This is a genomic window from Achromobacter sp. CF-sbj1-Ac2-l (assembly GCF_052698165.1).
Map to the genome: position 1 here is coordinate 5,838,594 of NZ_CP199855.1, position 20,032 is coordinate 5,858,625.

22 protein-coding genes and 1 tRNA gene are annotated in these 20,032 nt (G+C 68.4%); 11 read left to right on the forward strand and 12 right to left on the reverse strand.

All coding sequences use genetic code 11. The features are described 5' to 3' along the window. The first annotated feature begins 50 nt into the window (after nucleotides 1-50). Nucleotides 51-941: a LysR substrate-binding domain-containing protein gene (locus tag ACUDCK_RS26750; protein WP_054500461.1), complete on the forward strand. Its 891-nt coding sequence runs from the start codon at nucleotides 51-53 to the stop codon at nucleotides 939-941. Nucleotides 942-1,009: 68 nt separating this feature from the next. After that, nucleotides 1,010-1,717, forward strand: coding sequence for a FadR/GntR family transcriptional regulator (locus ACUDCK_RS26755; RefSeq protein ID WP_175143364.1), 708 nt, complete (start codon nucleotides 1,010-1,012; stop codon nucleotides 1,715-1,717). A 48-nt stretch (nucleotides 1,718-1,765) separates the two neighbouring features. On the opposite strand, the gene otnK is transcribed toward ACUDCK_RS26755, so the two are convergent. The 6 genes from otnK to ACUDCK_RS26785 form a co-directional block, all read right to left on the reverse strand. After that, a complete protein-coding gene (gene otnK / locus ACUDCK_RS26760) occupies nucleotides 1,766-3,028 on the reverse strand; it encodes a 3-oxo-tetronate kinase (RefSeq protein ID WP_054500459.1) in 1,263 nt (420 codons plus the stop codon). Next, complete coding sequence (ltnD, locus tag ACUDCK_RS26765; RefSeq protein ID WP_240806457.1) at nucleotides 3,025-3,933, reverse strand: L-threonate dehydrogenase; 909 nt, start codon at nucleotides 3,931-3,933, stop codon at nucleotides 3,025-3,027. The genes otnK and ltnD overlap by 4 nt, the downstream gene beginning before the upstream one ends. Next, entirely contained in the window at nucleotides 3,930-4,907 is a 978-nt protein-coding gene (gene denD / locus ACUDCK_RS26770) for a D-erythronate dehydrogenase (RefSeq protein ID WP_054500457.1), read from the reverse strand. The genes ltnD and denD overlap by 4 nt, the downstream gene beginning before the upstream one ends. Then, the gene (gene otnI / locus ACUDCK_RS26775) at nucleotides 4,904-5,695 is read right to left on the reverse strand and encodes a 2-oxo-tetronate isomerase (RefSeq protein ID WP_054500456.1); all 792 of its coding nucleotides are present in this window, start codon (nucleotides 5,693-5,695) and stop codon (nucleotides 4,904-4,906) included. Before otnI ends, denD begins: the two co-directional genes overlap by 4 nt. A gap of 66 nt (nucleotides 5,696-5,761) precedes the next feature. Next, nucleotides 5,762-6,400 carry a 3-oxo-tetronate 4-phosphate decarboxylase gene (gene otnC, locus ACUDCK_RS26780; protein ID WP_116793419.1) on the reverse strand — a complete coding sequence of 213 codons (639 nt, stop codon included), beginning with the start codon at nucleotides 6,398-6,400 and terminating at the stop codon, nucleotides 5,762-5,764. A 139-nt stretch (nucleotides 6,401-6,539) separates the two neighbouring features. Continuing rightward, nucleotides 6,540-6,977, reverse strand: coding sequence for a hypothetical protein (locus ACUDCK_RS26785; protein ID WP_054429354.1), 438 nt, complete (start codon nucleotides 6,975-6,977; stop codon nucleotides 6,540-6,542). A 193-nt stretch (nucleotides 6,978-7,170) separates the two neighbouring features. Here ACUDCK_RS26785 and ACUDCK_RS26790 point away from each other — a divergent pair, with 193 nt between their 5' ends. From ACUDCK_RS26790 to ACUDCK_RS26805, 4 genes are all read left to right on the forward strand, one after another. Beyond that, nucleotides 7,171-7,608 carry a SecDF P1 head subdomain-containing protein gene (locus ACUDCK_RS26790; RefSeq protein ID WP_054500454.1) on the forward strand — a complete coding sequence of 146 codons (438 nt, stop codon included), beginning with the start codon at nucleotides 7,171-7,173 and terminating at the stop codon, nucleotides 7,606-7,608. A 390-nt stretch (nucleotides 7,609-7,998) separates the two neighbouring features. Continuing rightward, entirely contained in the window at nucleotides 7,999-9,444 is a 1,446-nt protein-coding gene (locus ACUDCK_RS26795) for a gluconate:proton symporter (RefSeq protein ID WP_064526981.1), read from the forward strand. Nucleotides 9,445-9,455: 11 nt separating this feature from the next. Continuing rightward, nucleotides 9,456-10,319 (forward strand): serine hydrolase, encoded by an 864-nt coding sequence (locus ACUDCK_RS26800; RefSeq protein ID WP_175166985.1) that lies wholly within the window; start codon nucleotides 9,456-9,458, stop codon nucleotides 10,317-10,319. Nucleotides 10,320-10,333: 14 nt separating this feature from the next. Beyond that, nucleotides 10,334-11,149, forward strand: coding sequence for a carbon-nitrogen hydrolase family protein (locus ACUDCK_RS26805; protein WP_116793423.1), 816 nt, complete (start codon nucleotides 10,334-10,336; stop codon nucleotides 11,147-11,149). Nucleotides 11,150-11,222: 73 nt separating this feature from the next. Here the strand turns inward: ACUDCK_RS26805 and ACUDCK_RS26810 are convergent, their stop codons facing one another. The 4 genes from ACUDCK_RS26810 to ispB form a co-directional block, all read right to left on the reverse strand. Continuing rightward, nucleotides 11,223-11,981, reverse strand: coding sequence for an alpha/beta hydrolase family protein (locus ACUDCK_RS26810; RefSeq protein ID WP_006389963.1), 759 nt, complete (start codon nucleotides 11,979-11,981; stop codon nucleotides 11,223-11,225). After that, nucleotides 11,968-13,098 carry a DUF3182 family protein gene (locus ACUDCK_RS26815; RefSeq protein ID WP_175166984.1) on the reverse strand — a complete coding sequence of 377 codons (1,131 nt, stop codon included), beginning with the start codon at nucleotides 13,096-13,098 and terminating at the stop codon, nucleotides 11,968-11,970. Before ACUDCK_RS26815 ends, ACUDCK_RS26810 begins: the two co-directional genes overlap by 14 nt. 115 nt (nucleotides 13,099-13,213) lie before the next feature. Next, a tRNA-Pro gene (locus ACUDCK_RS26820) sits at nucleotides 13,214-13,290 on the reverse strand. 161 nt (nucleotides 13,291-13,451) lie between these two features. Continuing rightward, the gene (gene ispB, locus ACUDCK_RS26825; protein WP_054500450.1) at nucleotides 13,452-14,417 is read right to left on the reverse strand and encodes an octaprenyl diphosphate synthase; all 966 of its coding nucleotides are present in this window, start codon (nucleotides 14,415-14,417) and stop codon (nucleotides 13,452-13,454) included. A gap of 430 nt (nucleotides 14,418-14,847) precedes the next feature. Between ispB and rplU the strand changes: the two genes are divergently transcribed. The 4 genes from rplU to proB all read left to right on the forward strand — a co-directional run bounded on the left by rplU (nucleotide 14,848) and on the right by proB (nucleotide 17,962). Then, entirely contained in the window at nucleotides 14,848-15,159 is a 312-nt protein-coding gene (rplU, locus tag ACUDCK_RS26830; RefSeq protein WP_006389960.1) for a 50S ribosomal protein L21, read from the forward strand. A 35-nt stretch (nucleotides 15,160-15,194) separates the two neighbouring features. Beyond that, the gene (gene rpmA, locus ACUDCK_RS26835; RefSeq protein WP_006216229.1) at nucleotides 15,195-15,455 is read left to right on the forward strand and encodes a 50S ribosomal protein L27; all 261 of its coding nucleotides are present in this window, start codon (nucleotides 15,195-15,197) and stop codon (nucleotides 15,453-15,455) included. Nucleotides 15,456-15,630: 175 nt separating this feature from the next. After that, nucleotides 15,631-16,767 (forward strand): GTPase ObgE, encoded by a 1,137-nt coding sequence (obgE, locus tag ACUDCK_RS26840; protein WP_054500449.1) that lies wholly within the window; start codon nucleotides 15,631-15,633, stop codon nucleotides 16,765-16,767. A gap of 58 nt (nucleotides 16,768-16,825) precedes the next feature. Continuing rightward, nucleotides 16,826-17,962 carry a glutamate 5-kinase gene (gene proB / locus ACUDCK_RS26845; protein WP_054500448.1) on the forward strand — a complete coding sequence of 379 codons (1,137 nt, stop codon included), beginning with the start codon at nucleotides 16,826-16,828 and terminating at the stop codon, nucleotides 17,960-17,962. 142 nt (nucleotides 17,963-18,104) lie between these two features. Here the strand turns inward: proB and ACUDCK_RS26850 are convergent, their stop codons facing one another. Then, on the reverse strand, nucleotides 18,105-18,794 hold the full coding sequence (locus ACUDCK_RS26850) for a winged helix-turn-helix domain-containing protein (protein WP_240317331.1): 690 nt from the start codon (nucleotides 18,792-18,794) through the stop codon (nucleotides 18,105-18,107). A gap of 79 nt (nucleotides 18,795-18,873) precedes the next feature. Between ACUDCK_RS26850 and ACUDCK_RS26855 the strand changes: the two genes are divergently transcribed. Beyond that, nucleotides 18,874-19,323: a helix-turn-helix domain-containing protein gene (locus ACUDCK_RS26855; protein ID WP_162876648.1), complete on the forward strand. Its 450-nt coding sequence runs from the start codon at nucleotides 18,874-18,876 to the stop codon at nucleotides 19,321-19,323. Between the two features lie 63 nt (nucleotides 19,324-19,386). On the opposite strand, the gene ACUDCK_RS26860 is transcribed toward ACUDCK_RS26855, so the two are convergent. Next, a complete protein-coding gene (locus ACUDCK_RS26860; RefSeq protein WP_054500446.1) occupies nucleotides 19,387-19,944 on the reverse strand; it encodes a SecDF P1 head subdomain-containing protein in 558 nt (185 codons plus the stop codon). Nucleotides 19,945-20,032 lie beyond the last annotated feature (88 nt).

Here is a 20,032-nt window from a genome sequence, read left to right on the forward strand (position 1 = left end):
ATTTTTGGCGCAGTGATGACTTTTTCTTATAGCCAGCCGTGCCCGCTCCGATGAACCTGCGCCAACTGCGCGCCTTCGTGTTGATCGCCGAACACGGCAGCATCCGCGCGGCCGCCCGCGCCCTGTGCGTGACCCAGCCGGCGGCCACGCGCAGCCTGCGCGAACTGGAACAGAGCCTGGGCGCGGAGTTGGTGCGGCGCAGCGCCAAGGGCGTCGAACTGACCCCCTACGGCCAGGCGCTGCACAAGCGCGCCGTGCTGATCCTGCAGGAAGCGCGGCGGGCGCAGGAAGACATCGACCAGATGCGCGATGGCGAAGGCGGCACGCTCAACCTGGCCATCAGCTCGTCGGCGCTGCCGGTGCTGCCGGCCGCGCTGGCGGCCTTCCGCGCCCGCATGCCGCGCGTGGCGGTGGCCTTCCATGAAGTCGCGCCGCCCTACAGCCTCGAACAGCTCGAGACCGGCCGCTACGACCTGGTGGTGCAGACCGAATACGACGGCGACATCTACGACGGCTTCGCGCGCACCACGCTGTTCACCCTGCCGCTGGCGGTCGGCGCGCGCGCCGATCATCCTTTGCGCCACGCCACCGACCTGGCCGAGCTGCGCGACCTGCTGTGGCTGATGCCAGGCAACACGCAGACGCCGACCAACCTGCTGCGCCTGGCCTATACCGAACGCGGCCTGCCACCCCCCGTCGACGTGATTCCGTGCCAATCCATCGCCATCGCCCTGGCAATCCTGGCCGAGAGCGACGCGGTCGGGTTCTTCGTGCGCAACGGATTTCACCGCATGCTGGCGCCGTCGTCCCTGTGCATGCTGCCGCTGGCGCACCCGCTACCGGCGGCGCGCGTGTCGATCCTGACGCGGGCCGATTCGCCGCCAACGCCGGCTGCGCAATTTTTCATCGACTGCCTGAATCGCGCCCGTGCGACGGCGTGAGCGGGCGGGTTATCATGGGGCCCCGTCCCCGAGCCGCGCCCCGCCCCCCCCTTGCGCGGTCCCATGCCATGGTTTTTCCCAGAGTCCACTCGCCCCCCACGCTGACCGATACGGTGGCCAAGCAGTTGCTCGCTGAGATCGACGCGGGACGCGTGCCGCCCGGCGAAAAACTGCCCCCCGAAACCCGCCTGGCCGAACAGTTCGGCGTCAGCCGCACCGTCATTCGCGAAGCGGTGTCGCGGCTGCGTCAGGACGGCATCGTCGAGGCGCGCCAGGGCAGCGGCGTGTTCGTCACCGCCCATGGCGGCCAGCGCGCGCTGCGCATCGACGCGGCCGAACTATCGTCGCTGGACGCGGTGCTGCACATCGTCGACCTGCGACGCGCGCTGGAAACCGAAATCGCGGCGCAGGCCGCGGCCCGGCGCAGCAAGCGCGACATGGCGGCCATCGACGACGCGCTGGCGGCCATTGCCACCGCGGTGGAACGCGGCGGCGACGGCGTCAAGGAAGACGTGGCGTTTCACCGCTGCATCGCCCAGGCCACCGGCAACCCCTACTTTCTCGCCACCCTGGCATTCGTCAGCCAATACCTGGAAGCCGCCACCCGCGTCACGCGAGGCAACGAAGCGCGCCATGCCGACCTGATGCGCGCGGTGTTGCAGGAACACGGCGCCATCGCCGACGCCATCCGCCGCCAGGACGTGGAAGCGGCGCGCGAAGCGGCCCGCATCCACATGGTCAACGCCGCCGCACGCCTGCGCCAGGCGCATCGCTGAGGCGGCTCTTCCGTCCGCCGGGTTGGACCGCGGCGGCAATGCGCTCCGTCATGCATCCTGGCCGAAGGCCCGCGTGAAGAAATCCACGCCGCCGAAATTGCCCGACTTCAAGGCGATGCTCAGGCGCGCCCCTACCGCCGACGCCTGGCCGGCGCACCACGGCACGCCGGGATCGATCTGCTCGCCGATGGCGAGCTGCGTCAGGCCCAGCGCCTGCACCACCGCGCCCGAGGTCTCGCCGCCGGCCACGATAAGCTGCCGCACGCCGAGCCGCGCCAATCCCGCCGCGATCCGCGCGATCGCGTCCTCGACCAGCGCGCCGACGCGCGCCGCGCCCAGGCTGGCCTGCGCCGCCTGCACGGCGTCGGGCCGCGCCGTCGAATAGATCAGTACGGGGCCGTCGCGCAGGCGCGGCGCGGCCCAGGCCAGCGCATCCGCCACCACGTCGTCACCCGCGGCGATGCGCAACGGGTCGAGCGACAGTGCCGGTCCGCCCGCCGCGATGAACGCGGCGACCTGGCCCTGGGTCGCGATCGAGCAACTACCCGCCACCACCGCCTGCGCCCCCGACTCGCGCGGCAAACCGATCGCCGCGCCCGGCGCCAGGCCCCAGTTGACCGGCAGGCCGATTGCCACCCCCGAGCCCGCCGTCACCAGCGGCATGCCCTTGAGCGCCGGCCCCAGCGCCAACAGGTCGTCGTTGGAGATGGCATCGACGATGGCGATCTCCACGCCCTCTCGCCGCAGCGCCTCGATGCGGGTCCGAATCGCGTCGCTGCCGCGCGCCACCACGGCGTAGTCGATCAGCCCGACTTTGCGCCGGGTCTGCGCCGACAGCACGCGCACCAGGTTGGCATCGCTCATCGGCGTCAACGGATGATGCTGCATTCCCGACTCGTTCAGCAGCACGTCGCCGGCAAACAGGTAACCCTTGAACACCGTGCGCCGGTTGTCGGGAAACGCCGGCGTGGCGATGGTGAAATCGCTGCCCAGCGCCGTCAGCAGGGCATCGGCGACCGGGCCGATATTGCCCTCGGGCGTGCTGTCGAAGGTCGAGCAATATTTGAAATAGATCTGCTCGGCGCCCTGCGCCCGCAGCCAATCGAGCGCGGCCAGCGACTGCGCCACGGCTTCGGCGGCCGGCAAGGTGCGGGTCTTGAGCGCCACCACGACCGCGTCGGCGGGCGTCTCGAGCGCGCCGACCGGCACGCCGATGGTCTGCACCGCGCGCATGCCGGCGCGCACCAGGTTGTTGGCCAGATCGGTGGCGCCCGTAAAGTCGTCGGCGATGCAGCCCAGCTTGATCGTCATGCGGACTCCGGCAGAGTGATTCCTGGAAAGATCTTGATGACCGCGCTGTCGTCCTCGCGCCCGTGCCCCGCGGCCGACGCCTGCATGAACATCTGGTGCGCGGTGGAAGCCAGCGGCAGCGGAAACTTGCTGTGGCGCGCGGTGTCCAGCACCAGCCCCAGATCCTTGACGAAGATGTCCACCGCCGACAACGCCGTGTAGTCGCCCGCCAGCACATGCGCCATGCGGTTCTCGAACATCCAGCTGTTGCCCGCGCTGTGGGTGATGACCTCGTATAGCGCGTCGGCATCGACCCCTTCGCGCAGCCCCAGCGCCATGGCTTCGGCGGCGGCGGCGATGTGCACGCCGGCCAGCAACTGGTTGATGATCTTGACCTTGCTGCCCGCGCCCGCGCGGTCGCCCAGGCGATAGACCTTGCCCGCCATCGCCTCCAGCACCGGACCGCATGCCGCGTAGGCGGCCGGCGAGCCGGCGGTCATCATGGTCATTTCGCCCGCCGCGGCCTTGGCCGCGCCGCCCGAGATCGGCGCATCCAGGTACAGCACGCCCAGGGCAGCCAGGCGCGCTTCCAGTGCGCTCGACCAGGATGGATCCACGGTCGAACACATCACGAACACGCTGCCTAACCGCAGCGCCGCCGCCAGGTCGCCGTCGCCGAACAGCACGTTCTCGGTCTGCTGCGCGTTCACCACCACGCTCACCACCACATCGCAGGCCGCGCCCACCGCCGCCAACGTATCGCAGGCCACGCCGCCCTGTTCGGCGAACGCCGCCGCCACGCCTGGCCGGATATCGTAGGCATGCACCCGATGGCCGGCACGCCGCAGGCTTTGCGCGATGCCAGCCCCCATGGCGCCCAGGCCAATCACGCCGACGTCGCGCGCGGCATTCTCATGATGGTTCATACCGTTCCCCGCAAGTCGTCGCCGATGTAGGCGCGAATGATCTCGGCGAAATCGCTGTCGCCTTCCAGACCCAGTCGCGCGGCCCGCCCCGTGTCCCAGCGCCCCGGCCAACTGCCGACGATGGCTTGCACCCGCGGGTCGACCTGCCAGTTGATGCGGTCGGCGACCGCATCGCCCGCGATCTCGCGCAACGCCCGCGCCATCTCGGCCGCCGTCACCGAAACGCCCGGCAGATTGATCGGCCGGCGATCCGCCAACGCCGCCGCATCCAGTTCGCAGCCCGCGATCAGCGCCTGCACCGCGCGCCGTGGCGACAACAGCCACAGGCGCGTATCCGGCGCCACCGGGCAGGCTGCCGGCTCGCCATTGAGCGGCTCGCGGATGATGCCGCTGGCGAACGACGAGGCTGCCGCGTTGGGCCGGCCCGGGCGCACGCTGATGGTCGGCAGCCGCAGCGCGCGGCCATCGACGAAGCCGCGCCGCGTGTAGTCGGCCAGCAGCAGTTCGGCGATCGCTTTCTGCGTGCCGTAGGAAGACTGCGGATTGAGCGCGGTGTCGTCGCGCACGGTTTCGGGCAAGGCGCCGCCGTAGACCGCCACCGAACTGGTGAACACCACGCGCGGCCGGTGGCCGCGCTGGCGGCAGGCCTCCAGCAACGCCCGCGACGCATCCAGGTTGATCCGCATGCCAAGGTCGAAATCGGCCTCGGCCTGGCCGCTGACGATCGCGGCCAGGTGGAAGACCGCCGCCGTATCGGCGTCGATCGACGCGTCCAGCACCGCCGGATCCGCGATATCTCCCTGGACCGAGCGCACGCGGGTGTCGTTGATGGCGTCGCTGCGGGTGACGTCGAGCAGGTCGATCTGCGTGATGGGCTCGGGCGCTCCGCCCAGCGCCAGCCGCCCGTGCTCCAACAGTCCGCGCGCCAGGCGCTGGCCGAGAAAGCCCGCGCCGCCGGTGATCAATATCTTCATCGCTCGCCTCCCGCGAGATGGGGTCGGGCCCACGCCAGGCCCGCCGACGTCGCGCCCTTGGGCCGGTATTCGCAGCCGACCCAGCCCGTGTAGCCCAGCGTGTCGATCAGCGCCAGCAGGTAGGGGTAATTCAGTTCGCCCAGGTCCGGTTCGTGCCGGTCCGGCACCCCCGCGATCTGGATGTGGCCGATGCCCGCCATGTCGCGGCGCAGTTTCACCGCCAGGTCGCCCTCGACGATCTGGCAGTGGTAGCAATCGAATTGCACGAGCAGGTTGTCGGCGCCGACCTCGGCGCGGATGGCCTGCGCTTCATCCTGGCGGGTCAGGAAGAAGCCGGGCATGTCGCGCGGGTTGATCGGTTCGATCACAATGGTCACGCCAGCCGAGGCCGCGGCGTGCGCCGCGCTCTCCAGATTGCGCAGATACGCCTCGCGGTGGACGGCGCGGTCGCTTCCCGGCGCCACCAGGCCCGCCATCACGTGCAGCCTGCGGTTGCCCAGCGCCGCAGCATATTCCAGCGCCAGATCCAGCCCGCGGCGGAACTCGTCCTCACGCCCGGGCAACGCGGCGATGCCGCGCTCGCCCGCCGCCCAGTCGCCGGGCGGCGCGTTGAACAGGGCCTGCGACAGGCCGTGATCCTGCAGCCGCGCGCGGATCTCGGCGGCTGGAAAATCGTAGGGGAACAGGAATTCCACCCCCTGGAAACCATCGCGCGCCGCGGCGCCGAACCGGTCCAGGAAAGCGTGCTCCGCATACATCATGCTCAGGTTCGCGGCCAGGCGCGGCATCTCGTTGTCTCCTTGTGTGAGCGGGCAGCATCGCCGCGGCCCGCCGGCGCGCACGGCGCCCCCGTGTCAGTAGCGCGCGCCGAAGGTGGCGCGCAGTTCCTCGATGGCGGCCTCGGACAGCGGCGCGGGGCGCGGATCAGCCATCAGCCACAGCCGCGCGGTCTCTTCCAGTTCCTCGAGCGCATAGGACGCATGCGACACCGAGCGTTCCCACACCACCGGCCCGAGACGCTCGAACAGCGCCCCGCGCACCTGAGCGGCCAGCGCGGCCACCTGCGCCGCCGCCACCGGATCGCCGGGGCGGCGATAGGGAATCAGCGGAATGCGCCCGACCTTCATCACCTGGTACGGCGTGATCGGCGGCAACACCTCGTCCTCGCGCCACACACCCGCCAGCGTCAGCGCGACCAGATGGGTCGAATGGGTGTGCACGACGCCGCGCGCGGCGGGGTCGGCCTGGTAGATGCCCTGGTGCAGCGCCAGGGTCTTGGAGGGCTTGGCGCCCGAGACCCAGTTGCCGGCCAGGTCGACCTTGGCCAGCTCGGCCGGGTCCAGGCGGCCCAGGCAGACATCGGTGGGCGTGATCAGCCAGCCGTCGTCCAGCCGGGCGCTGATGTTGCCGGCCGCGCCGACGGTGTAGCCGCGCTGGTAAAGGCTGGCGCCGACCGTGCAGATTTCCTCGCGGATGCGGGTTTCCGGGGTCATCGCGCGCCCGCCACGAGGCGGCCGCGGGCGGCGGAAAGCGGGTACGGCATGGGGCACTCCCTGGGCATATTTATATGGTCATCATACAAATTTTGCCGAAAATCCCGGTAGCGGGATTACCCGGAATGCCCCGTCGGATTCAGACCGAGTAGTGGTAGTTGCAGTTGACCGTGGCCTTGAGCGGCTGATTCGCGCCCGGTCCGCCCGGACGCGGCCCGGTGAGCTTGGCCTGGAAGGTGCCCACCACGGCGCCGGTGCCATCTTTCTTGACCGCCACGCTGGCCGGCAGCGCATACAGCGTCAGCGGCCAGACCTCGTCCGGCGCCACCAGGGTGAAGACGCCCAACGGAAAATCCGACACGACATAGGCGGGATCCCGGTCCGCGTCGAATCCCAATGTGGCGCCGACATACGTCAGCGTCAGCTTGAGCTCTTCCGAAGACGGCGACGGGATGACGCCGCGCAGCGCGACCTTGCCACTCTCCGACACACACGACAATTCGGCGGGCGCCGAGCCCGCGTGGGCAACGCCCGCCAGCAGCAGACAGGACAGGAACCAGGGGGCATGCAGCTTCATGGGACGGGCTTCCTCGGAGCGGCCGGCGGATCCGCGGCCTTGGACGATCTTCGAGCCGACATATTAGCGGCCAACAATCCGCGATCAAAGGCCGACGGCAGGCAATGCCAGCGTTCGCATACAAGTCGTAATATGCGGCGCCGCCGAACGGGCTAGGATGCCGGCATCGATCCGTCCGTTTCCCGGAGCCCCCATGAGCGCCTTCCGATCCCTCGCCTGCGCCGCCCTGCTGCTGGCGGCCACCGCCTCCCACGCCGAGACCGTGGCCCTGCGCGCGCAGAGCGCCACACCCGGCATCGAACCGCAGACCAAAATGCGCTTCGTCGACGTGGTGCTGCAACCCGAGAGCCGCCAGGTCCTGGCCGACTTCACCCGCAACCGCGTCGGCAAACGCGTACAACTGCGTTCGAACGGCGTGCTGCTGTCCTCGGCCACGCTGCAAAGCCCGCTCGAGGGCGACAGCTTCCGCATCGTCGCCGGCGAGCACGGTTTTGGCGGCAAGTCCGCCGACGACATCGCCAAGGGCATCATGTCCGGCGGGGGCCTCACCGTGGACGACGAAGGCGGCGCGCCAAACGATGCCGGCACCCGCCCCACCCGGCGCGCGCCCGCCTCGGGCGCCGGCCTCTGACCCCGCCGGCCTCGCCGCAGGCCGCCGATCGCATCCACGCGCGGCAGGCTTCAGCGCCCGTTGGTGCCGGCGGATCGGGTGCAACCAGGCCTGCTGCGGCAGCGTATTGCCGCTTTCGTCATTCGCGATAAAACGCCACTGGTCGGCGGGCCGCACGCATAACCTTTGGTTATGGTCGCACCCGCACCACTCATTTGAACCTGTCGCCCGTCGCGCCCACACTCTCACCGTCCAGCGCCAGGCTGCCCGATGCGGCCAGGCGCCCTGGACATGGGACCGCTGGGCATCCACGCCTGCCGCACGGCAGGACGGGATCACAACAATAGGCCAACACCGCCGGATGCGCAGCGCGTCACGGCCCGGCCACAGATCGATAGGGACGGAGAAGACATGACCACATTGACACAGACGGCGGCGGCGCCACGCCCGCCCGCCGGCGGCTCGTTGCATCCTCGCCGGCGCAATGCCGCCATCGCGGTATTCCTGGTGGGCCTGGCCATCGCGCTGTACACCCATTTCACGCTGCCCGGCCAGACCAGCCTGTGGGGCCTGACGCCCGTGCTGGTGTTCGCCATCATCGCGCTGCTGGGCGTGGACATCGTGCTGTCCACCATTGCCGCCATCGTGCTGGGCGCCATCATGACCGGCACCACGCCCATCGCCATGGGCAAGCTGCTGGCCGACTCGCTCGGCTCGTTCATCGCGGTGGTCGGCCTGATCATCGTACTGGGCGCCGGCGTGGGCGAGGTCGCCTCGCGCACCGGCGCCGCGGAACAGATGGTGCGCGCCATCGTGCGCCGCATCGGCCTGTCGAACCAGGTGCGCGTGCGCCTGGGCATCATGGTGGCCTCGACCCTGATCTGCGGCGCGCTGGGCACCCTGGCCGGCGGCAACGCCATCATTGCCGCGGTGGTCATCCCGATCGCCGCCGCCGTGCGCCTGTCACCGCCCACGGTGGCCGCGCTGTTTCAGACCGCCGGCTCCGCCGGACTGGTGCTGGGCCCCTTCACGCCCAACGTGGTCACGGTGACCGGCCTGACCGGGCTGAGCTATCCGCAATACCTGCTGGTGGCGGGCATCCCGATGGCCGTGGCGACGCTGCTGGCCGGCTGGTTCATGTCGGGGCGCATCCAGAAAATGACCGAGGCTGGCCACCAATACGAGGAAGCCGGAGCCGGCACGGCCGCCTTCGACCTCGATGCCGCGCCCGCGCGCAGCGCCATGCGGGCGGCGTGGGCGTTCTGCCTGACCATCGTTCTCCTGGCGATCGTCGGCGTGCTCGCCAAGGCGGGTTATGCCTTCGCCATCATCGTCATGGTGGCGCTGGCCACCACCACCGGACTGGCCGGCGGCATGGGTCCGCGCGCGATCCTGCAGGCGATGTACGCGGGCGCCGGCAAGCTGATCTGGATCTTCTTCCTGTTCTGGCTGTTCAATCCGGTGCTGGTGCTGGTGGACCAGCTCAACGCCTACCACGCCGTGCTGGAGCTGGCCAAGCCGCACCTGGCCGGCATCAGCGGCGCCATGCTGTGCGTCATCGTGCTGTGGTTCAACGTCATCGGCCACATCCCGGGCGCGGCGGTCGCGCAGATGACCTTCACCGCCAAGATCTTCGGCCCGCTGCTGGCGGCCGCCGGCGTCGGCCCCGCGGCCACCACGGCGGTTATCCTGGGCAGTTCGCAGATCGACTGGTTCGGCCCCTTCCCCACCTCGGACATGTTCGGCCAGATGGGCCTGGCGCGCTCGGGCGAGCTCAAATACATGCTCTACAACGGCTGGGCGGTGATCCTGGTGAACCTCTGCCTGTTCTCGTCCCTGTTCTTCTTCCTGGTCTGAGGAGATCGACCATGTTCCCCTTGGGATCGCAATCGCTGGACCGCAACGCCTTGCGCCAGCACGTCGACGCGGCGCTGGCGCCCTTGCTGGCGGCCACGCCCGCGCGGGTCTCGCTGAGCCTGCGCGACCTGGACGGCGGCATCGTGCTGGCGCACGACGCCGACCGCGTGCAGCCCTCGGCCAGCATCATCAAGGTGCCCATCCTGCTGGCGCTGCTCGAAGCGGTGGCCAAGGGCCGCTACGCGCTCGAACAGCCGCTGGCCCTGCCCGCAAGCGCCGAGCGCGCCGGCGGCACCGGCATCCTCGCCCAGTTGCCCAGTGTCACCACCCTGTCGCTCGCCGAACTGGCGCGGCTGATGATCGTGCTCAGCGACAACGTCGCCACCAACGCACTGATCGAGCTGCTCGGATTCGACGAGATCAATCAATGGAACCAACGCGCCGGCCTGCCGGCGAGCCGGCTGCAACGGCGCATGATGGACGCCGCGGCGCGCGAGGCCGGGCGTGACAACTTCACCAGCGCCGAAGACGCCACCGCCTCGCTGTGCTGGATGCTGCGCGACGGCGCGCTGCCCGCGGCCTTGCGGACATTCGCGCTCGACCTGCTGGCCGACCAGCGCGAACGCGCCCACTTCGGCGCCGCGCTGCCCGCCCCCGCCCATCTGGCCAGCAAGGCCGGACAGTTGCCGGGCCTGCGCCATGACGCCGGCATTCTCACCGTGGCCGACCGCAGCGTGGTGCTGGCGGTGCTGGCCGACGGCTTTACCGACTGGCAGACCGCGCAGACCCTGCAGGGCGGCGAGGGCGCCGCGCTGCTGGGGCAGATCGCGCGCGAGGTGGCGCTGGGCCTGAAGTCCCAGGCGCAAGCACACTGACAAGGGGGACCCGCATGTCCATCAGAGTGGCAGCCATACAGCTCGACAGCCGCCGTGACCGCGACGCCAACCTGGCCGCGCTCGAACATTGGATAACGGCCGCGGCCAACGACGGCGCGCAACTGATCGTCACGCCCGAATACAGCGATGTGCGCGGCGACGCACCAACGCTGCGCGCCGCCGCCAGTCCGATCCCCGGCGCGGTCACGGCGCGCATCGCCGCGCTGGCGCAGCGCCACGCTTGCTGGATCCACCTGGGCTCGATGCATGAACGCCTGGCGGACCAGGACCGGCTCGGCAACACCGGCGTCACCTTCGCCCCGGACGGCAGCATCGCCGCCTCCTACCGCAAGGTCCACCTGTATGACGCGGTGGTCGACGGCACCCCCTACCGCGAATCCGCCGACTTCGCCCCGGGCACGCGCCTGCGCACGGTCGAAGCGGCGGGCCTGACGCTGGGCCTGAGCATCTGCTACGACCTGCGCTTTGCCGAGCTGTATCGCGCGCTGCGCGCACGCGGCGCCAACGTGCTGGTGGCGCCCGCGGCCTTCAACCTGCACACCGGCCGCGATCACTGGGAAATCCTGCTGCGCGCCCGCGCCATCGAGAACCAGTGCTACGTGATCGCCGCCGCCCAGATCGGCGGCGACGGGCCGGGCCTGCCCTGCCTGGGCCGCAGCATGATCGTCGATCCCTGGGGCACGGTACTGGCCTGCATGCCAGACCGCACCGGCTACGTCATGGCCGACCTCGACCCGGAGCGCGTCGCCACGCTGCGCGCCGGCCTGCCGGCCTGGGACCATCGCCGCACCGATCTCTACCCGGGTTGACCCGCGCCGCGAGAGAAAACGGCCGGCGTCGTTGCCGGCCTTCCCTGCTGCGCACCCACCCTGACGCCGCCGCTCAATAGCGCGCCCGCCCCTCGCCCATGCGGGCGCCCATGACCATTTCGGTCACCCAGTTCACCAGTATCGAGGTATAGGCGCGTTGCGCCGGTTTTTCCGTCAGCGCGTGGTCGGCGCCGTCGATGATCCGGTGCGTCAACGAGTGCGATCGGCGAAACGCGGAGCGATAGCTCATGATGGTCGAATGCGGGATATAGCTGTCGTGTTCCGCTTCCACCAGCAACACATCGCCGGCGAACGCCGTGCACGCCTTCAACGCGCGGTTCTCTTCCGGCGCGACGTAGACGCTGCGATAGGCGCGCAGGGTCTCGCGATCGAGCTGGTTCTTGGGCACCAGCCATTCGTCGTCACGATACAGGGCAGGCACATGCAGCGCCAGCCAGCGCACGGGACGCAGCGTACTCAAAAGCGCCGCCAGATAACCGCCGTAGCTGCTGCCCACCACGGCGATCGAACCGGAGTCCAGCGACGGATGCTGCGCCAGCCGGTCATAGGCCGCCACCACGTCGCGCAGATTGTCCTCGCGCGTCACCTCGCGTTGCCGCGCCTGCGTGGCGGCGTGTCCGCGCAGATCGAAGGTCAGGCAGACGCAACCCAGCGCGGCAATGCCCTTGGCGCGCGACAGGTCGAACTGCTGGCTGCCGCCCCAGCCGTGGATGAACAGCACCCCCGGCACCTTGTCTTCCGGGGTGAGGAACGTGGCGTCCAGCGACACGCCATCCACGTCGAGCGCGAGCGGACTGCTATGCGCCGCCATCGGCCGCCTCCAGGATGCCGCCCGACTTGCTGATGGGTCCGACCGCCGCGTCGTGGCCGTGGAACACCAGGCGTTGCGCGATTGGCGGCGGTTCGTCGGCGCCATAGCGCTCGCGGGTTGCGGCGCGCACTTCGCGCAGCACGGGCGAGAGCGCAAAGGCCTGCATGGCGGCCAGTTCCGCGATGCTGGCGCCGCCCGCGCGCCACGATTGCTCCAGCACGCCCGCGCGCGGCCGGCCATCGGCGCCGAGACCAAACGCCACATCGTAATTGCGCCGCGAAGCAATCAGCGCGGGATAGGCGGCCGATACCGCCGCGTCATACTGGCACGCCAGGTCGATCGCCCGGCGTTCACGGTCGGCGAGATCCAGCCGGCGCAAGGCATCGAAGCCGCCCCGCGCCACGCGCAGTTCCGAGCCGCCGTACACGAGGCAGCCCGCATTGTCGGGCGTCAGCGACTGCGTGCCGACGTAGGCGATCTCCATTTTTCCCACCTTGGACCAGCCCACGCTGCAGGTTTCGACTTCGTTCAGGTCCTCCTCGATCACCAGGCCGAGCCGTCCCATCGTCCGCGCGCATTGGCGCTCCAGGGCCTGCCGCAGCGCATCCGCATCCGATGCGACCTCCTGCCCGCGCCCGGCGTTCGCATCGGCAGGTTTCAACCGCACCGACCCGCGTTGCAGCAGCCGCAGGCCACCAGCCAGCGCGTCTTCCGGGCGGAACGCCGTGTAGCCGGCAAGCACCGCGTCACCCAAAGCATCCGCCAGCGAGGCAACCCAACCCGCTGGCGCCGCCGCATCCGGCCGCGCCAGGCCATGGCTGATGGATTTGGTGGCGACGAAGGCATGCGGCACGACGCCACCATAGAGGTCGGCGATGCCCGAGATACCCAGGATGGTTGCGCGCGCCGCGCCGGCGATACTGCGGTCAGGCACGTAATACGGAAGCGGGCCGCCGCGATGGCGACTGGGCCGGTAATCGGGAACATGGCGCCCGCCCAACAGCGCGGCCAGGCGCGCCGCCAGGGCGTCATGCGACGCCACTTCGTGCTCGGACGCCCGGGCACGGCGAGGATAAGCGACCACGAGCGGGCCGTCTGCGAGAGAAAACGAGTTCATGGGCCCCACGCCAGCAAGCGACGTGCCCACGCAAAAAAGCCGGCAACGCTTGCGCGGTACCGGCTTTCAGCCAAAGGTGTCGGGAAACACCTTCAAGAATTCGACCACAGATAAGTGGTCGGGGCGAGAGGATTCGAACCTCCGACTCCTGCGTCCCGAACGCAGTACTCTACCAGGCTGAGCTACGCCCCGAGTCTGGGCATGGGCTTATACATCTCCCACACCCTACAGCTACTGACTTCGTTGCGCTCAGTGCAACCAAATCAACTTCCCGCTTCGGCTTGAAGGTTTTGCCCTTCCCGCCTCGTGAATTCCAACCTTGCTCAAAGCAGCGCTTGCAGTGCTGTTTTCAGCTAGCGATCTCGATTCACCGCGAAAGCGCAGAATTCTAACAGAGAATTTAGAAAAGGGGAAACGGGATACGAAGAAAGTGCTTCGCGAGCCCGATTCGCCTCGGCCACGGCGGCCTGGCGGGCATGCTCCAGCGCGTCCGTCGCCTGGATGGCGGCCGCCACGGCGGCGAAGTCGGCGTCGCCCGTCTTGATGGCGTCGCGGATCAACTGCTGCTGCGCCGGCGTGCCCACTTCCATCACGCGGATCAGCGGCAGCGTGGGCTTGCCCTCGCGCAGATCGTCGCCCACGTTCTTGCCCAGCGCGGCGGCATCGCCGCTGTAGTCGAGCACGTCGTCGACCAACTGGAAGGCGGTGCCCACATGGCGGCCGTAGGCGGCCGCGGCGGCTTCCTGCTCCGGCGTGGCGCCGGCCAGCACCGCCCCCACCTGGGCGGCGGCCTCGAACAGCTTGGCGGTCTTGTAGCGCACGACCTGCAGGTAGCGCTCCTGCGAGACGTCCGGATCATGCACGTTCAGCAACTGCAGCACCTCGCCCTCGGCGATCACCGTGGTGGCCTCCGACAGGATGCTCATGATGCGCATCGAGTCGGCCTCGACCATCATCTCGAACGAGCGCGAATAGAGATAGTCGCCCACCAGCACGCTGGCGGCGTTGCCGAACACCGCGTTGGCGGTCTCGCGGCCACGACGCAGGTCGGACTCGTCGACCACGTCGTCATGCAACAGTGTCGCCGTGTGAATGAATTCCACGACGGCGGCCAGCAACTGATGATGCGTCCCTTCGTAGCCCAGCGCGCGCGCCACCATCAGCACCATCGCCGGACGCATACGCTTGCCGCCGGCCCCGATGATGTAGTCGCCGATCGTACGGATCAGCACCACATCGGAATTCAGCCGCTCGCGGATAACCGCATCGACGGCTTTCATATCGTCAACTATGGGAGCAATGAGCGCGGGGAGATTCAAGACGTATCCGGAGAGTGAAACGAGCCATATGTAACAGCTCTTACCGCTGGGCCGCCGGGATGGCGGGGGGATTCGACCAGCGATTATACGGGCTGCCAGGAACCGGAGCCGGACGTAGCGACGCCCCTGCCCGGGGTGCGGCCTCCCCCTGCGCCACCCCACTCCGAACCGCCCCGCCCCCGTTTTTTCGGCTGCGCGCCACCCCGACGCGGCGCCCCGGCCACACCTAAGCCCTTAGCCTGCAAGCGCTTTTTGACTTTTCCCCAGCCGCGGGCTAATATGCCGGATTCGGTCAGAGATGCCCGAATTACGTCGGTGAATTACGCGCGCTTGATCTTGGCAACCCCATATTGGCAACCCCAGGCAAGCACTGCCAGCCCAGCAGGGCCGGCAAGCGAATGAGCCCATTTACCTATTTAAGGAATACCCCATGTACGCGGTCGTAAAAACCGGTGGCAAGCAGTACCGTGTTGCCATTGGCGAAAAACTCAAGGTAGAACAGATACCGGCTGACATTGGGCAAGAAATCACCCTGGATCAAGTGCTGTCCGTGGGCGAAGGCGACCAACTGAAAGTTGGTACGCCCCTCGTCGCCGGCGCCGTGATCAAGGCAACGGTTCTTGCGCAAGGCCGCCACGACAAGGTCAAGATCTTCAAGATGCGCCGTCGCAAGCACTATCAGAAGCGTCAGGGCCACCGTCAGAACTACACCGAAATCCGCATCGAAGCCATCACGGCCTAAGACGCGACTCGGCACCACATTAGCAGGAGCTAAACATGGCACAGAAAAAGGGCGGCGGCTCTACGCGAAACGGACGCGACTCAGAATCGAAGCGTCTGGGCGTCAAGGCTTTCGGCGGTGAACTGATTCCCGCTGGTTCGATCATCGTGCGTCAGCGCGGTACCCGTTTCCACGCTGGCGTGAACGTCGGCATGGGCAAGGACCACACCCTGTTCGCGCTGATCGACGGCAAGGTTCAATTCGGCTTCAAGGGCGCGTTGAACAAGCAAACCGTTTCGATCGTCGCCGCCGAGTAATCCTCGACGCAGCACGGTCCGGCCAGCGGCGCGGTTGCCTCAGCGACCCGCCGCCAGCCAGAACGGCAAAGCCCTGTCGCACGCGGCAGGGCTTTTTTTCCTTCGGGCCACCGCAAATGCGTGGCGGCCCTCGCCGCGTTGCGGCGACTCCCTATCTCATACACGCGCAGACATCATGAAATTCGTAGACGAAGCCACCATCGAAGTCGTCGCCGGCAAAGGCGGCAATGGCGTGGCGAGCTTTCGCCGCGAAAAATTCATTCCCAAGGGCGGCCCTGACGGCGGCGACGGCGGACGCGGCGGCAGCATCTTTGCCGTGGCCGATCGCAACATCAACACGCTGATCGACTTCCGTTACGCGCGCCTGCACCGCGCCAAGAACGGCGAAAACGGCCGCGGCTCGGACCAGTACGGCGCCGCCGCTCCCGACATCACGCTGCGCGTGCCCGTCGGCACCATCATCCATGACGCCGAGACCGGCGAAGTCCTGTTCGACCTGAACCGCCACGACCAGAAGGTCGTGCTGGCGGCCGGCGGCCAGGGCGGCATGGGCAACATGCACTTCAAGTCCAGCGTCAACCGCGCCCCGCGCCAATGGACCCCCGGCAAGGAAGGCGAACACCGCTACCTGCGCATGGAACTGAAGGTGCTGGCCGACGTCGGCCTGCTGGGCCTGCCCAACGCCGGCAAGTCCACGCTGATCACCCGCATCTCCAACGCCAAGCCGAAGATCGCCGACTACCCGTTCACGACGCTGCACCCGAACCTGGGCGTGGTGCGCACCTCGCCGTCGCGCAGCTTCGTCGTGGCCGACATTCCCGGCCTGATCGAAGGCGCCTCCGAAGGCGCCGGCCTGGGCCACCTGTTCCTGCGCCACCTGGCGCGCACCCGCGTGCTGCTGCACCTGGTGGACGTGTCCACCCCCGATCCCGACGCCGATCCCGTGGAGCAGGCCGTGGTCGATGCCCGCGCCATCGTCGAGGAACTGCGCCGCTACGATCCCGAGCTGGCCGCCAAGCCGCGCTGGCTGGTGCTGAACAAGCTGGACATGGTGGCCGATCCCGAGGACACCAAGCGCCGCTTCATCGAGCTGTACGACTGGAAAGGCCCGGTGTTCGGCATCTCCGGCCTGTCCGGCGACGGCACCCAGGACCTGATCTACGCGCTGCAGGACTACCTGGACGCCGAGCGCGAAAAGGAACAGTTGGCGCAGGACCAGGCCGACGGCACCTACGTCGCCGAAGACCCGCGCTTCGACGACACCCGCACCGACGCCGACAAGAGACCGGCCGCGCCGCGCGGCGACGAATAAGCCATAATCGCAATCTCGTTCGATTACGCCTTTTCTCGCGCCGCAGCCCGCCGCCATCATGTCTGCCGAATCACCCGCCGTTTCCGTCGTCACCCACGCCCAGCGCCTCGTCGCCAAGGTCGGCTCATCGCTGGTCACCAATGAAGGCCGAGGCCTGGATCGCGCCGCCGTGGCGCACTGGGCAGCCCAGATCGCCGCGCTGCACAAGCAGGGCAAACAGGTCGTGCTGGTCTCCAGCGGCGCCATCGCCGAAGGCATGGCCCGCCTGGGCTGGCGCAAGCGGCCGTCGGTGATGCACGAACTGCAGGCCGCGGCCGCCGTGGGCCAGATGGGCTTGTGCCAGGCCTACGAAGCGGCTTTCGCCGAATACGGCCTGCGCACCGCGCAGATCCTGCTGACCCACGAAGACCTGGCCGACCGCCACCGCTACCTGAACGCGCGCAGCACGCTGTTCGCGCTGCTGCGCCTGGGCGTGGTGCCGATCGTCAACGAAAACGACACGGTGGTCACGGACGAAATCCGGCTCGGCGACAACGACACGCTCGGCGCGCTGGTCACCAACCTGATCGAAGCCGACACGCTGATCATCCTGACCGACCAGCGCGGCCTGTACGATTCCGACCCGCGCAAGAATCCGGACGCCAAGTTCATGGCGCACGCCCAGGCCGGCGACCCGGCGCTGGAAGCGATGGCCGGCGGCGCCGGCAGCGGCATCGGCACCGGCGGCATGCTGACCAAGGTACTGGCGGCCAAGCGCGCGGCGCACAGCGGCGCGCACACCGTGATCGCCTCGGGTCGCGAACGCAACGTGCTGACGCGCCTGGCGCAGGGCGAATGCATCGGCAGCGAATTGCGCGCCGTGTTGCCGATCTGGTCGGCGCGCAAGCAATGGCTGGCCGACCATCTGCGCCTGCGCGGCCGTGTGGTGCTGGACGACGGCGCCGTGCAGGCATTGCTGCGCGAAGGCAAGAGCCTGCTGCCGATCGGCGTGGTCGATGTGGAAGGCGAATTCGGCCGCGGCGACGTGGTGGCCTGCGTCGATGGCCAGGGCCGCGAATGCGCTCGTGGCCTGATCAATTATTCGTCGGCCGATACCCGCCGCATCCTGCGCCAGCCGTCATCGCAGATCGCCCGCATCCTTGGCAGCATGACCGATCCCGAACTGATGCATCGCGACAACTTGGTCGTGCTCTGACGGATACCGCCGCGTGCCCATGAAGCAAGGCGCCCACATGGGCGCCTTTTTCAATACGGCTGCATGGCCGTTTTTGTCGCGAAGCCCGCGCGGCGGCAACGGCCGTTCATGGTCATCGCCCACAATCCCCGGATGGACCGGACTATTGATGTTCGGCCGGCACGCCCTGTGGCAGCAGCATGTAGCCCCACCCTCGCACCGCCAGGACGGGCAGGTCGATATTGAGACGGCGCGCCTTGGAGCGCAGACGCGACACCAGCACGTCGACGCGCCGCGCGCCATCCATGGGATCACGCGTGGCATCGGGAAAGAAACCTTCACGCGGCAGGCACTGGTGCGGCGCGTTCAACAGGCTGACGAAAAAGGCGCGCTCGGTGTTGGTCAGGGGCAGTCGTTCACCGGCGGGTCCTGCCAGCATGCGGCTACGGCCATCGACGCGCCACCGCGGCATGCTGTCGGCCGCGGGATGCTGGCAACGAATAAGGTTGCGCAGGACGGCGTCCCATTCGGGAATGTTCGCCTGTGGCGGCACGCACACATGGGCGCCCGCATCGAGCGCGGCGATGCGGGCCGGCGCGGAATCTTCCGGCGACTGCCAGACCACGGCGCAACTCGGCGCGGCGCGACGCAGCGCGGCAATCAACTGCGGCAGGTCGTCAGCGGTGCCCCGCAACACGACGACATCGGCGGGTTCATTGCGCAGGCGCGCCAGCAGCCCCTCGGGGGATCGGCACAGGCCGACCTCCCACTGAAATTGACGTAAGGTATGCACGAACTTGTTGCATGCCATTCCACCAAGTTGCACGACGAGGACGTAACCTCTTTCCTGCATGTGAGCGCCTCTTCGAACTTATCACTTAAGTAATATTTATATCCACCAAAGTGCCTACGGCGCAAGCTTCAATCGACGCGTGAAGACTTTTTCAGACCGACTGAAGCACGCCCGTCTTTTGCGTGGCCACACGCAGAAAACCTTGGCGCGCCTGACCCGCCTGTCGCAAAGCGCGATCGGCAGCTACGAGAGCGGGCTGCGGCATTCGAGCCGTTCCCTGCGCAAACTGGCGCAGGTATTGAAGGTGGAACTCGAGTGGCTGGAGACCGGCAAGGGTCCCATGGAACTGCCCATGGAGAGCTACGACCTGAGCGACACACTGCCCCCCACCGGCGTCTCGGAACCGCTGCCCCGTGCCATCGCGCGGCGCGGGCGGCCGTTGGCGCCCTGGCCCTACGCGACGATCTCGCCCGCGATGCTCGACACGCTCACGGCCGAGGATCGGGTGGCCCTGGAGGCGGTGACGCTGGCCTTCATTGAAGCCATGACGGCGCGTCGCGGCGTCAAGCCGCGCGGCCGCAAGAACTGAGGAAACGGCTGAAGCAGGACAAAAAAAACCCGGCATGGCCGGGTTTTTTTGTGCCAGGACAGCTCAGGGCTTGGCGGGCGCCGGGGCCGGCGCGGGCGCGCTTTCGCCACGGATCTTGGCGGCGATGTCGGAAGCGGCTTGCGCCGACGGCACGCCGAAGGCCAGCACGCCGCGGTTCAGCGGTTCGCCGATGCGGGGCGCGGCGATCAGTTCACGATCGATCACCAGCGCCAGCATATTGCCGACGTTCTTGGTGCTGATGTCGGTCAGTTTGCGCGTGCCGGCTTCCGAGAAACGCAGACCGACAAAATTGGCGCCCTGGCGATCCACGAGGGCGGCGGCTTCGGTCAGGTCGGCGCGCGTCAGCACGGGCTGCTGCTGCATGTACAGCTTGCCGTCGGGCAGGCTGACTTCGACCAGCCCAGGCGCGGATTGGGTCTGGGCCACGTAGAACTCGACCACCGAGGCGGTGGCGGGCTGCTGCTGCCCGGAGGATTGCTGCTGGCCGGCCGCATCGGGCGTGGCGGCGGCGCCGGATTTGGTCGGGGCGGTCTTGCAACCCGCAAGCGCAAGGGTCATGACCACCAGGGCGGGCGCCAGTTTGCGTAGGGTAAGTTGCATGCTCGTTTCCTTCTTGGAGTGGACTGAAGCCGGCAGGCTGACCGCCGACTGACCAAAAAAGTGTACAGAACCTGTATGGCACTGTCTC